This is a genomic window from Pseudomonas sp. ICBG1301 (genome assembly GCF_016918385.1).
In the GTDB taxonomy this organism is placed as follows: domain Bacteria; phylum Pseudomonadota; class Gammaproteobacteria; order Pseudomonadales; family Pseudomonadaceae; genus Aquipseudomonas; species Aquipseudomonas palleroniana.
On sequence record NZ_JAEKGB010000007.1, the window covers coordinates 210720 to 223635 of the forward strand.

A 12916-nucleotide genomic window follows, 5' to 3' on the forward strand; every position below is an offset into this window, starting at 1 on the left:
TAGGGCGGCTTCGCCCCCCAGCGCGGGGCAAGCCCGCTCACTACAAGTCTTTATCCAAGGGGGTTGATGTAGGTCAGCCGGTCGACCTGGGCCTTCTGCATACTGGCTCAAGTGTTTATCATGGCCGGCTGCTACGTCTGCTGTTGGCCAGGCGCTTATTTCCAGGAGTTGCTGCATGACCTTTTCTTTGGCCGCCAAACTGTCGGTGCTGTCGCTTTTTATCGGCAGCATTCTGTACGTGCACTTGCGCGGCAAGGCGCGTTTGCCGGTGTTGCGTCAGTTCGTCAACCATTCGGCGCTGTTCGCCCCTTATAACGCCTTGATGTACCTGTTTTCGGCGGTGCCGTCCAAACCCTACCTGGACCGCAGCAAGTTCCCCGAACTGGATGTGCTCAAGGACAACTGGGAAGTGATCCGCGAAGAGGCCATGCACCTGTTCGACGAGGGTTACATCCGCGCCGCCGAAAAGAACAACGACGCCGGTTTCGGCTCGTTCTTCAAAAAGGGCTGGAAGCGTTTCTACCTCAAGTGGTACGACAAACCGCTGCCGTCGGCCGAGGCACTGTGCCCGAAAACCGTGGCACTGGTGAGCAGCATCCCTAACGTCAAGGGCGCGATGTTCGCGCTGTTGCCGGGCGGCAGCCACCTGAATCCGCACCGCGACCCGTTTGCCGGTTCCCTGCGTTATCACTTGGGCCTGTCCACGCCGAACTCCGACGACTGCCGCATCTTTGTCGACGGCCAGATCTATGCCTGGCGCGACGGTGAAGACGTGATGTTCGACGAAACCTATGTGCACTGGGTGAAGAACGAAACCGAACAGACCCGCGTCATCCTGTTCTGCGACATCGAGCGCCCGCTGAGCAACCGCCTGATGACCCGCGTCAACCGCTGGGTCAGCAAGCAACTGGGCCGCGCCACCGCGCCGCAGAACCTGGATGACGAGCGCGTAGGTGGGATCAACCAGGCCTATGCCTGGAGCAAGACTTTCAGCGACAAGTTCAGTGGTGTGGTCAAGCAGTGGAAGCGCAAGCATCCCAAGGCCTACCGTATTGCACGGCCGGTGCTGGCTGTGGTGGTGCTGGTGTTGCTGTGGCGCTGGTTGTTCTGATCGCAACACAGTAAAAAAAGTGGGAGGGGGCAAGCCCCCTCCCACATTGGGTCTCCTTTGATTTGCCTGGTTTTCTACGAGGCGATCAGTTGGCGCAGTACGTAGTGCAGGATGCCCCCGGCTTTGAAGTATTCGACTTCGTTCAGGGTATCAATCCGGCACAGCACCTCGACCTTCTCGGTGCTGCCATCTTCCCGGGTAATCACCAGCGTCAGGTTCATTCGCGGCTCGATCTCGGCATGGGTCAGCCCAAGAATATCGATCGTCTCCCGGCCGCTCAGTTTGAGTGTCTTGCGGTTCTGATCCAGCTTGAACTGCAAGGGCAGCACGCCCATGCCCACCAGGTTGGAGCGGTGGATACGCTCGAAACTCTCGGCGATCACCGCCTTGACCCCCAACAGGTTGGTACCCTTGGCCGCCCAGTCGCGGCTGGAGCCGGTGCCGTATTCTTGCCCGGCAACCACCACCAGCGGCGTGCCCGCCGCCTGGTACTTCATCGCTGCATCGTAGATCGCCATCTTCTCGCCGGTGGGGATATACAACGTATTGCCGCCTTCCTCGCCGCCGAGCATTTCGTTGCGGATGCGGATATTGGCAAAGGTGCCGCGCATCATCACTTCATGGTTGCCCCGGCGTGAGCCGTAGGAGTTGAAGTCGCGCGGTTCCACGCCTTGCTCGCGCAGGTAGCGACCGGCGGGGCTGTCGGTCTTGATATTACCGGCAGGGGAGATGTGGTCGGTGGTCACCGAATCCCCCAGCAGGGCCAGCACCTTGGCGCCTTTGACATCCTCGATCACCGGCAAAGGCCCGGCAATATCATCGAAGAACGGCGGGTGCTGGATGTAGGTGGAGTCCTTCTGCCATACGTAGGTCGCGGCCTGCGGTACTTCAATCGCTTGCCATTGCGCGTCCCCGGCAAACACCTCGGCGTATTCCTTGTGGAACATGCCCGTGCTGACCTGGGCCACCGCGTCGGCGATTTCCTGGCTGCTTGGCCAGATGTCCTTGAGGTACACCGGCTTGCCATCCCGGTCGTTGCCCAGCGGTTCGCGGCTGATATCGATGCGCACCGTACCGGCCAGCGCATACGCCACCACCAGCGGCGGTGAGGCCAGCCAGTTGGTTTTCACCAGCGGGTGTACGCGGCCTTCGAAGTTGCGGTTGCCGGACAGAACCGACGCGACGGTGAGGTCGGCTTTCTGGATGGCCTTTTCAATCGGCTCGGGCAATGGGCCGGAGTTGCCGATGCAGGTGGTGCAGCCATAACCCACCAGGTCGAAGCCCAGTTTGTCCAGGTATTGGGTGAGGCCCGCCGCCTTGTAGTAGTCGGTGACCACCTTGGAGCCGGGCGCCAGGGAACTCTTGACCCAAGGTTTGCGGGTCAGGCCCTTTTCCACGGCGTTTTTCGCTACCAGCCCGGCCGCCATCATCACGCTGGGGTTGGAGGTGTTGGTGCAGGAGGTGATCGCCGCGATCACCACAGCGCCGTTTTTCAAGCGATAGGTCTGGCCAGCCTCTTCATAGTCGGTTTCGCCCACCAGGTCGGCATTGCCCACCGCGACGCCACCGCCGCCCTCGCTTTCCAGGCGGCCCTCTTCTTTGCTGGCGGGTTTGAACTGCAGGTCGAGGAAGTCGCTGAACGCCTGGCCCACATTGGGCAGCGAGACCCGGTCCTGCGGGCGTTTCGGCCCGGCGAGGCTGGCTTCGACGTCGCCCATGTCCAGCGCCAGGCTGTCGGTGAACACCGGCTCCTGGCCCGCATTGCGCCATAGGCCCTGGGCCTTGGTGTAGGCCTCAACCAGCTTGACGGTTTCGCTCGGGCGACCGGACAGGCGCAGGTAGTCCAGGGTCACTTCATCAACCGGGAAAAACCCGCAGGTGGCGCCATATTCCGGGGCCATGTTGGCGATGGTGGCGCGGTCCGCCAGAGGCAGGTCGGCCAGGCCGTCGCCGTAGAACTCGACGAATTTACCCACTACGCCTTTTTTGCGCAGCATCTGGGTGACGGTCAGCACCAGGTCGGTAGCGGTGATGCCTTCCTTGAGCTTGCCGGTGAGCTTGAAGCCAATGACTTCCGGAATCAGCATCGACACCGGTTGGCCGAGCATCGCCGCTTCCGCTTCGATCCCGCCCACCCCCCAGCCGAGTACACCCAGGCCGTTGATCATGGTGGTGTGGGAATCGGTGCCCACCAGTGTGTCGGGGAATGCGTAGGTGCGGCCGTCTTCGTCCTTGGTCCATACGGTGCGGCCCAGGTATTCGAGGTTGACCTGGTGGCAGATGCCGGTGCCGGGCGGTACCACACTGAAGTTGTCAAAGGCGCTCTGGCCCCAGCGCAGGAAGGCGTAGCGTTCGCCGTTGCGCTGCATTTCAATGTCGACGTTCTGCTCGAACGCGCTGGTGCTGCCGAACTTGTCGACCATCACCGAGTGGTCGATCACCAAGTCCACCGGGGAGAGCGGGTTGATGCGCTGCGGGTCGCCGCCAGCCTTGGCCACGGCGGCGCGCATGGCGGCCAGGTCGACCACGGCCGGTACGCCGGTGAAGTCCTGCATCAGCACCCGTGCGGGGCGGTATTGGATCTCGCGGTCGGACCGGCGCTCTTTGAGCCAGGCGGCGATGGCCTTGAGGTCGGCACCGGTGACGGTCTTGGCGTCTTCCCAGCGCAGCAGGTTTTCCAGCAGCACCTTGAGCGACATCGGCAACGTGTCCAGGTCACCCAGGCTCTTGGCGGCTTCGGGCAGGCTGAAGTAGTGGTAGGTCTTGCTGTCTATTTCCAGTGTTTTAAGGGTTCTCAGGCTATCAAGGGATGACATTACGTGACTCCTTATGGTCCGCACGGCTACGGACCTGACGGGACGAACAGAGCCTTACACGTTAGCCCTGTTTTCATTAGCAGGCTAATAACTGGACTCTATCGCTAAGTCCAAGGTTCAGAACTCCGTTATCATGCGCGGGTTTTCATGACAGGTATTGCGATAGCGCAAGCCGGTCGATTCACCAGGAGAGTTGATGAACACCCTTTTTATGCACTGCCGCCCGGGTTTTGAAGGCGAAGTCTGTTCCGAGATCGCGGAGCACGCCGCGCGCCTGAACGTTTCCGGCTATGCCAAGGCCAAGACCGGCAGCGCCTGCGCCGAATTTGTCTGCACCGAAGAAGACGGCGCCCAGCGCCTGATGCACGGCCAGTGTTTTGCCGAGTTGATCTTCCCAAGGCAGTGGGCGCGCGGGGTGTTTATCGACTTGCCGGAAACGGATCGCATCAGCGTGATCCTCGCGCACCTGCAAGGCTTCCCGGTGTGCGGCAGCCTGTGGCTGGAAATGGTCGACACCAACGACGGCAAAGAGCTGTCGAATTTCTGCAAGAAATTCGAAGTGCACCTGCGCAAAGCCTTGTTGAACGCCGGCAAGCTGGTGGACGACCCGAGCAAGCCGCGCCTGCTGCTGACCTTCAAGAGTGGTCGTGAGGTGTTCATGGGCCTGGCCGAGTCGAATAATTCGGCGATGTGGCCGATGGGTATCCCCCGCCTGAAGTTCCCCCGCGAAGCGCCGAGCCGCTCGACGTTGAAACTGGAAGAGGCGTGGCACCACTTCATCCCCCGCGAGCAGTGGGACGAGCGGCTGCACAGCGACATGACGGGCGTCGACCTGGGCGCAGCACCGGGCGGCTGGACCTGGCAACTGGTCAACCGCGGCATGCTGGTGACCGCCATCGATAACGGCCCCATGGCCGAAAGCCTGATGGACACCGGCCTGGTGCAGCATTTGATGGCCGACGGCTTCACCTTCGTGCCCAAGCAGCCGGTGGACTGGATGGTCTGCGACATCGTTGAAAAGCCTGCACGTAATGCGGCGCTGCTGGAAACCTGGATCGGCGAGGGGCATTGTCGTGAGGCGGTGGTGAACCTCAAGTTGCCGATGAAGCAGCGCTATGCCGAAGTCAAGCGCTTGCTGGAGCGTATCGAGGAAGGCTTCAAGGCGCGCGGCATTCGCGTGGAGATCGGCTGCAAACAGCTGTATCACGATCGTGAAGAAGTGACTTGCCACTTGCGTCGGCTGGAAACTGCGAAGAAACCCAAGACCCGCTGAAGACTTGAACTGACCACAAAACCCCTGTGGGAGCGGGCTTGCTCGCGAAAGCGGTATAACCGTCGAAATCCATGTTGAATGTGCCCGCGTCTTCGCGAGCAAGCCCGCTCCCACATTTTGAGCCGTGCCGTTTCAGGAGTGATGTATGAACCAACCCCTCGATTTGCCTGTAGACGCAGTGCTCGATGCAACGGGCCTCAACTGCCCGGAGCCGGTGATGATGCTGCATCAACACATCCGTGACCTGCCGCCGGGCGGCTTGCTCAAGGTGATCGCGACCGACCCGTCGACCCGCCGCGATATCCCCAAGTTCTGCGTGTTCCTTGACCACGAACTGGTGGATCAGCAGGAGCAGGCCGGTACGTACCTGTATTGGATTCGCAAGAACGCTTCCTGAATTGCGTTCCTAGCTATACGCCTTGTGCGCACGGATGCGCCGGCGTGCACTGCGCGCCAGGCGTACCAGCAGCATCCCCGCCGCACAGCTCAAGCCCACGATCAGCCCTTGCCACAAGCCGCTTGGGCCGCTGGGCGCGCCGAGCCAGTCGGTCAGGCCCAGGGCGTAGCCCACCGGCAGGCCCACGCCCCAATAGGCGAACAACGTCAGCACCATGGTCACCCGGGTATCCTGGTAACCACGCAGCGCGCCGGCGGCGGTGACCTGGACCGAGTCGGAGAACTGGAACAGCGCCGAAAACACGATCAGCGTCGAGGCCAGGTGGATCACGACCGGGTCGGGGGTGTAGATCGTCGCAATCTGTTCGCGGAACACCAGCATCAGGCCGCAGGACAAGCAGGCGTACGCCAACGCCGTACCCATGCCGACCCCGGCGGCAAAGCGCGCTTCACGGGGTTCGCCACGGCCCAGGGCCTGGCCGACGCGTACAGTGATCGCCATGCTCAGGGAGTAAGGAATCATGAACACCAGGGAACTGACGTTCAGCGCGATCTGGTGACCCGAGACCACGGTAGCGCCCAGGCTGCCGATCAGCAGGGCGATCACCGCGAAGATGCTCGACTCGGCAAAGATCGCGACGCCGATGGGCAGGCCGATGCCCAGCACGCGCTTGATCACCGACCACTGGGGCCAGTCGAAACGCTTGAACAGCTCGCTGCTCTGATAGGCCGGCCCCCAGCGGGTCCAGGCGGCCAGGCCGAGCATCATCACCCACATCGCAATCGCCGTGGCCCAACCGCAGCCCGCGCCGCCCATGGCCGGTACGCCCAGGTGGCCGTAGATGAAGATGTAGTTCAGGGGAATGTTCAGCGCCAACCCACACAGGCCCATGACCATGCTTGGCCGCGTGCGGCCCAGGCCGTCACTGAAACAGCGCAACACGTAATAGAACGCGACAGCCGGCATGCCTGCGGCGATACCGTGCAGGTAGCCCATGGAGGGTTCGATCAGGTCGGGCTCGACCTTCATGGCATGCAGGATGGGTTCGGCGCAGAGCAGCAACAACGCGGCACTGATCCCGACCACCAGCGCCAGCCACAGGGCTTGGCGCACCAGTGGGCCGATCTCGCTGAACTGGCCGGCGCCGTAGCGCTGGGCGACTTTCGGCGTGGTGGCCAGCAGGGTGCCGGTCATCAGCAGATACACCGGAATCCAGATCGAATTGCCCAGGCCCACCGCCGCCAGATCCTGCGGGCTGACGCGCCCGGCCATCACGGCGTCGACAAAGCTCATCGCCGTGGTTGCCAGTTGGCCGATCATGATCGGCAGGGCGAGGGTCAGCAGGCCGCGCACTTCCCGACTGATACGGGCGGGGCGGGTGAGGGGGGTGGTGGCAGTGTTCACGTGCGGGGGTGTCCAATCGGGAAGCGAAGTGCAAGGACGGCGGATTCTACGCTTTGACGCATTGGCCAGGAAAAAACCTGTGTTAGCGATTTGTAAGCGTCCTCCCCCAACACCGCGAATCCAAGTGGGAGGGGGCTTGCTCCCGATAGCGGCGGTTCAGAGACAAATGTGCAACTGACTACCGCTATCGGGAGCAAGCCCCTCCCACCGGGAATGCGCGCTGTTACACTGCGGGTCCGCGAAAGGAGCCTGCCATGCTGATTGTTGCCGACGAAAATATCCCGCTGCTCGATGCCTTCTTCGAAGGGTTTGGCGAAATTCGCCGGGTGCCCGGTCGCTCCATCGACCGCGCCACGGTCGAGCAGGCCGATGTGCTGTTAGTGCGTTCGGTGACCCACGTCAACCGAGCCTTGCTGGAGGGGACTGCGGTGCGGTTTGTCGGAACCTGCACCATCGGCACCGATCACCTGGACCTGGAATACTTCACGCAGGCCGGCATTGCCTGGTCCAGCGCCCCCGGCTGCAATGCGCGGGGTGTGGTGGATTATGTGCTGGGCAGCTTGCACACCCTGGCTGAAATCGAGGGGGCCGACCTCAAGCAGCGCACCTACGGCGTGGTGGGCGCGGGTGAAGTGGGCGGGCGCCTGGTCAAGGTGCTCAAGGGCCTGGGCTGGAATGTGCGGGTGTGCGACCCACCGCGCCAGATCGCCGAAGACGGTGATTACGTCAGCCTGGAGCAGATCATCGAACAATGCGATGTCATCAGCCTGCACACGCCGCTGACTCAATCCGGCAATGGTTCCACCTGGCATCTGTTTGATCGCGAGCGTCTGAATCGTCTCAAGCCCGGCACTTGGCTGATCAATGCCAGCCGGGGGCCGGTGGTCGACAACGCAGCCTTGCGCGAGGTGTTGCTGGCTCGCGAAGACCTGCAAGCGGTGCTGGACGTGTGGGAAGGCGAGCCGCAGGTGGATGTCGACCTGGCTGATCTGTGCGTGCTGGCCACTCCGCATATTGCCGGCTACAGCCTGGACGGCAAGCAACGTGGTACGGCGCAGATCTATCAAGCGCTCTGTGCGCATCTGGGCCAGCCGGCCAGTATTCAATTGAGCGACCTGCTGCCGGCGCCGTGGCTGGCCGAGGTGCACCTGAATGCCTCGACCGACCCGGCCTGGGCGCTGGCGACCTTGTGCCGCAGCGTGTATGACCCGCGCCGTGATGATGCGGATTTTCGCCGCAGCCTCGTAGGCAGCGTGCAAGAGCAGCGCAAGGCTTTCGACCTGCTGCGCAAGCACTATCCGGAGCGCCGCGAGATCGATGGTCTGCGCGTGCGGATCAACGGCGAATCGCCAGCCTTGTCGAACATCGTGTCCGCCTTGGGTGCGGTAACGATCTAGCACCCAATAAACGAGCACACAATAAAAAACCCGGCCATCGAGGCCGGGTTTGAAAGAGCGTGGGCGCTTCAGCCTTGCTGGGCAGGTTTGACCAGTCGCTGTTCCAGCTCGTGACACGCTTGCTGGATCATCTCTTCGGTAATCTGAACCTCGCGGCCCTTGGCGTCGATGTACGAGCAAGGCAACTGCTGCGGTTGGCGGATTACGTTAATTTTGGCATCGCTGCTGTTTTGCAAGGTCATGGCCTGTCTCCTCATCAGGTTGTGTACCTAGTTTAATTTCTCCGCGTGACCGAGCTATTACAACTCCTTGCAAAGTCACGGTGCGGGTATCCAGTCCACCAGAAACCGATACATATTTCCAGCCGTGCTTTAGACCGATAGCCTCTAGCAGCCTGTATCGGCGGGCATAAATAACCTGACTCATTGTTATTTACACAAGTTCCCCCAATGTTGCTGTGCACAGACCTCTCTTTCTTGGCGCAGGTGAAACCCTCCATGTTCTCAGTCCGTCAACGTCATGCGATTCGCTTGGCCAGCCGTTTTATCGCGCCCTATCGCTGGCAGGCGCTGGCAGCCTTGTTGGCGCTGATTGTCACGGCGGGTATCACCTTGTCGATGGGGCAGGGCATCCGTCTGTTGGTAGACCGAGGGTTCATGACCCAGTCACCGCACCTGCTCAACCAGTCCATCGGGCTGTTCATGGTGCTGGTGCTGGGCCTGGCCGTCGGCACCTTTACCCGGTTCTACCTGGTCTCGTGGATTGGCGAGCGGGTGGTGGCGGACATCCGTCGGCAGGTGTTCAACCACCTGATCTATCTGCATCCGGGGTTCTATGAAAACAATCGCAGTTCGGAAATCCAGTCACGGCTGACCACCGACACCACGCTGCTGCAATCGGTGATCGGCTCGTCCTTGTCGTTGTTTCTGCGTAACGGGTTGATGGTCATCGGCGGCATCGTTTTGTTGTTTGTCACCAACCCCAAGCTGACCAGTATCGTGGTGGTGGCCTTGCCGCTGGTGCTGGCACCGATCCTGATTTTCGGTCGCCGCGTGCGCAGCCTCTCGCGCCTGAGCCAGGACCGTATCGCCGATGTGGGCAGCTACGTGTCCGAGACCCTCGGCCAGATCAAGACCGTGCAAGCCTACAACCACCAGGTGCAGGACGAACAACGCTTCGCCGTGACCGTGGAAGACGCGTTTGCCACGGCGCGCAAGCGCATCGCCCAACGGGCCTGGCTGATTACCCTGGTGATCATGCTGGTGCTGGGCGCCGTGGGGGTGATGCTGTGGGTGGGTGGCATGGACGTGATCAGCGGGCGCATTTCCGGCGGTGAACTGGCGGCGTTTGTGTTCTATAGCTTGATCGTCGGCAGTGCCGTAGGCACTTTGAGTGAGGTGCTGGGGGAATTGCAGCGCGCTGCGGGGGCCGCTGAGCGTATCGGCGAGCTATTGCAGTCGAGCAACGAGATCCAGGCACCGGCCACTGGCACGCTGCAGTTGCCGGAGCGGGTCAGCGGGCGTATGGAATTGCAGGACCTGCATTTTTCCTACCCGTCGCGGCCAGACCGCTATGCCATCGATGGCCTGAGCCTCACGATCAACCCTGGCGAAACCCTCGCCCTGGTGGGGCCGTCCGGGGCGGGTAAATCGACGATTTTCGACCTGTTGCTGCGCTTCTACGATCCACAACAAGGCCGCATCCTGTTGGAAGGCCACCCGCTGACCGATCTCGACCCCATGGACCTGCGTCGGCATTTTGCCCTGGTATCCCAGAGCCCGGCGCTGTTTTTCGGCAGCGTCGAAGAAAACATCCGCTACGGCAACCCGTCCGCCACGCGTGAGCAGGTCGAAGCCGCCGCGCGCATCGCCCACGCCCACGACTTTATCCTGCAAATGCCCGACGGCTACCAGACCCACCTCGGCGACGGCGGCATGGGCCTTTCCGGCGGTCAACGCCAACGCCTGGCCATCGCGCGTGCATTGCTGGTAGATGCGCCCATCCTGCTGTTGGACGAGGCCACCAGCGCCCTGGATGCCCAGAGCGAGCATTTGATCCAGCAGGCGCTGCCGCAGTTGATGCAAGGGCGCACCACCCTGGTGATTGCGCATCGATTGGCAACCGTCAAGAACGCGGATCGGATCGCAGTCATGGATCAAGGCAAATTGATCGCGGTCGGTACGCACCAGCAGTTGATTGCGAGCAATCCTCTATATGCACGATTGGCCGCTTTGCAGTTCAGTGACGGGAAGCAAGGCGACAAATTGTAGTGAGCGGGCTTGCCGCGCTGGAGGGCAAGCCCTAATGCCAGTCAGTTAAGGCTTAACGCGGTCATTGTGGGAGGGGGCTTGCTCCCGATAGGCCGCGAAGCGGCCTCAAAAATGGGCCTGCTACGCAGTCCATCGGGAGCAAGCCCCCTCCCACAGGTTATCCATCGTCCGCTCTATCGCTTAACTGACAGGCATTAGGGCGAGCCCGCTCACTACAGGTAGTTACTGATCGTCGAAGTAGCGCTCATGCCAATCCACCAGCGGTTGGGGGGAGTTGAGCTTTTGCCCGTAGATCACCGAATAAGACAGGACGTTCTGCACATACTGGCGGGTTTCGTCGAAAGGAATGCTTTCAACCCACACATCGAAGCTCAGGTGGTCCGCCCCGCGCAGCCATTGGCGCACACGGCCGGGGCCGGCGTTGTAGGCGGCAGAGGCGAGGACGCGGTTGCCGCTGAACTGGCTGTGCACCTGGCTCAGGTAGGCGGCGCCGAGCTGGATGTTCTTGTCCGGGTCGAGCACCTGGGCCGGGGAGGCCAGCGGGATGCTGAACTTGCGTGCGGTTTCCTTGGCGGTGCCAGGCATCAGTTGCATCAGGCCGCTGGCGCCGACACCGGAGCGGGCGTCGTCCATGAAGGCGCTTTCCTGGCGGGTGATGGCGAACACCCAGCTTGAATGCAGTCCACGCACCTTGGCCTCGCGCACCAGGGTGTCGCGGTGCGCCATCGGGAAGCGGATATCCAGGTCGTCCCAGTATTGCGCCTGGCTGATGGTACGGATTGCCGGGAAATACCACTTCATGTCGTAGGCCAGCTTGGCCTGGGCCACCATCTCGTCACGGTTGAAGTGACGGCTGACGTGGTACCACTCGCGGCGGCCATCCACCACCTGGCCCCGCGCATAGAACTCCAGGGCACGACGCACGCCGGGGGTGTTGCGCACTTTGTTCATCAGTGCCTGGCTCATGACCAGTGGCTTGTTGGTCAGCTGGTAGGGCGCTTTGGAGCGATCGGCGGCGAGGAACCCGTAGAAGTCCCGTTCCTTGGCCACGTTTTTGTACAGCACCAGCGCCTGTGGGTTTTTCGGTTCGGCCAGTTCCAGGCTGCGCGCCTGCCAGTAGCGCCAGCGGTTGGTGGTCGCCAGGTCTTGCGGGAGTTTGCGGGTGAGCTGGTAGGCTTCTTCCCAGCGAGCCAGGCGCAGCAACAGGCGCAGGCGCCATTCGGAGACGGTATTGTCACGCAGCTCCGGATCGTACTGGGTCATCACGTCCAGCGCGCGCGGGTCGTAGCGGCGCGCCAGGGTCAGGCCGATTTCGCGGGCGATCGACACTTTTTCGTCACGGGAGAAGTGCATGCTGCTGGCGTAGCCGTCGAGCAGGGCCATGGCCTTGTCCGGGTCCTGGCGTGCCAGGCGGCGTAGGCCCAGGCCAACTGCATCGGACATGGCTTCGGTGGCCGGCAGGAAGCGCGACGGGTCGCCGAGCATGTCAGGCTTTTGCGCGACATCCACCATCAAGCGGCCCTGGGCGCCGAGGGTCGGCAAGGTTTTCACCAGGCTGTTGGCCAGTGCGTAGTTGCGCGCTTCGGCGGCGAGTTTGGCGCGGTCCCAGATCTTTTTCTCGGTGAGCTGGCCGTCGGCCGCCCATTGACCGAAGGTGGCATCGCAGGCGGTGGGTTGAGTCTTGCCGGTCATCCACAGCTTTTCGGTGGTCTTGTAGCCTTCAGCTTTCAGGTTGTGGGTGAGCTGATATTGACCGTGCAGGCAGTCCAGTTCGACGAAGTTGAGCTTGGGGTCGTAGTACTTTTCAAAGGTCTGCCAGTCGCCACGGTCGGCCAGCCAGCGCAACCAGCGCAACTTCATCCAGTTGGCCTGGGGCAGGTCGCCGTTTTTGGCGAGGAATTGTTCGATTTCCTCGTTGCTCGCGGTTTTCAGGCGCGCGGTCAGCTCGTCGTAGGCCAGGTACGGCGTAAGCGGGTAATCGGCCAGGGCCTGGCTGTATTGCATGTAGGGGCCGCTGTCGCCTTTGGCCAGGGCGCGCTTGGCTTCATCGTAATATTGACGTTGGGTGGTGAGATCCACGGCCTGGGCGGATTGAACGGCGGTGGCGGAAAGAAGCAGACAAGATAAAAAGCTGAAAAGGCGGCTGCGCATGAGACGTCCGTGCAGAGAAATCACGAATAGCGCCGGCACCGCCGACACTGACTGCCCCTAGCTTAGCCTTTTGCCCGCAGCCGGTGAAAGCTTTGCG

9 protein-coding genes are annotated in these 12916 nt (G+C 61.9%); 5 read left to right on the top strand and 4 right to left on the bottom strand.

Annotated elements, in window-relative coordinates:
* The first annotated feature begins 175 nt into the window (after positions 1-175).
* Positions 176-1111 (top strand): aspartyl/asparaginyl beta-hydroxylase domain-containing protein, encoded by a 936-nt coding sequence (locus JBE38_RS18695; RefSeq protein WP_205344848.1) that lies wholly within the window; start codon positions 176-178, stop codon positions 1109-1111.
* Between the two features lie 74 nt (positions 1112-1185).
* On the opposite strand, the gene acnA is transcribed toward JBE38_RS18695, so the two are convergent.
* Positions 1186-3927, bottom strand: a complete 2742-nt coding sequence (acnA, locus tag JBE38_RS18700; protein WP_205344849.1) for an aconitate hydratase AcnA — start codon at positions 3925-3927, stop codon at positions 1186-1188.
* 196 nt (positions 3928-4123) lie between these two features.
* Here acnA and rlmM point away from each other — a divergent pair, with 196 nt between their 5' ends.
* Both rlmM and tusA read left to right on the top strand, forming a co-directional pair.
* A complete protein-coding gene (gene rlmM, locus JBE38_RS18705; RefSeq protein ID WP_205344850.1) occupies positions 4124-5200 on the top strand; it encodes a 23S rRNA (cytidine(2498)-2'-O)-methyltransferase RlmM in 1077 nt (358 codons plus the stop codon).
* Positions 5201-5345: 145 nt separating this feature from the next.
* Entirely contained in the window at positions 5346-5597 is a 252-nt protein-coding gene (tusA, locus tag JBE38_RS18710) for a sulfurtransferase TusA (RefSeq protein WP_060753134.1), read from the top strand.
* 9 nt (positions 5598-5606) lie between these two features.
* Here the strand turns inward: tusA and JBE38_RS18715 are convergent, their stop codons facing one another.
* Entirely contained in the window at positions 5607-7001 is a 1395-nt protein-coding gene (locus tag JBE38_RS18715) for an MATE family efflux transporter (protein ID WP_060753135.1), read from the bottom strand.
* A 254-nt stretch (positions 7002-7255) separates the two neighbouring features.
* Between JBE38_RS18715 and pdxB the strand changes: the two genes are divergently transcribed.
* Entirely contained in the window at positions 7256-8398 is a 1143-nt protein-coding gene (gene pdxB / locus JBE38_RS18720) for a 4-phosphoerythronate dehydrogenase PdxB (RefSeq protein WP_126870608.1), read from the top strand.
* A gap of 68 nt (positions 8399-8466) precedes the next feature.
* On the opposite strand, the gene JBE38_RS18725 is transcribed toward pdxB, so the two are convergent.
* The gene (locus JBE38_RS18725; RefSeq protein WP_060753137.1) at positions 8467-8640 is read right to left on the bottom strand and encodes a PA1571 family protein; all 174 of its coding nucleotides are present in this window, start codon (positions 8638-8640) and stop codon (positions 8467-8469) included.
* 207 nt (positions 8641-8847) lie between these two features.
* Here JBE38_RS18725 and JBE38_RS18730 point away from each other — a divergent pair, with 207 nt between their 5' ends.
* Complete coding sequence (locus JBE38_RS18730) at positions 8848-10668, top strand: ABC transporter transmembrane domain-containing protein (RefSeq protein WP_205344851.1); 1821 nt, start codon at positions 8848-8850, stop codon at positions 10666-10668.
* Positions 10669-10890: 222 nt separating this feature from the next.
* On the opposite strand, the gene JBE38_RS18735 is transcribed toward JBE38_RS18730, so the two are convergent.
* Entirely contained in the window at positions 10891-12819 is a 1929-nt protein-coding gene (locus JBE38_RS18735; RefSeq protein WP_060753139.1) for a transglycosylase SLT domain-containing protein, read from the bottom strand.
* Between the last annotated feature and the right edge of the window lie 97 nt (positions 12820-12916).

What these genes read in the sequence shown, in the direction of transcription:
- tusA (WP_060753134.1), top strand. Translation starts at nt 5,346, where the DNA reads ATGAACCAACCCCTCGATTTGCCTGTAGACGCAGTGCTCGATGCAACG.
- JBE38_RS18730 (WP_205344851.1), top strand. Translation starts at nt 8,848, where the DNA reads ATGTTGCTGTGCACAGACCTCTCTTTCTTGGCGCAGGTGAAACCCTCC.
- rlmM (WP_205344850.1), top strand. Translation starts at nt 4,124, where the DNA reads ATGAACACCCTTTTTATGCACTGCCGCCCGGGTTTTGAAGGCGAAGTC.
- acnA (WP_205344849.1), bottom strand. Translation starts at nt 3,927, where the DNA reads ATGTCATCCCTTGATAGCCTGAGAACCCTTAAAACACTGGAAATAGAC.
- JBE38_RS18725 (WP_060753137.1), bottom strand. Translation starts at nt 8,640, where the DNA reads ATGACCTTGCAAAACAGCAGCGATGCCAAAATTAACGTAATCCGCCAA.
- JBE38_RS18735 (WP_060753139.1), bottom strand. Translation starts at nt 12,819, where the DNA reads ATGCGCAGCCGCCTTTTCAGCTTTTTATCTTGTCTGCTTCTTTCCGCC.
- pdxB (WP_126870608.1), top strand. Translation starts at nt 7,256, where the DNA reads ATGCTGATTGTTGCCGACGAAAATATCCCGCTGCTCGATGCCTTCTTC.
- JBE38_RS18695 (WP_205344848.1), top strand. Translation starts at nt 176, where the DNA reads ATGACCTTTTCTTTGGCCGCCAAACTGTCGGTGCTGTCGCTTTTTATC.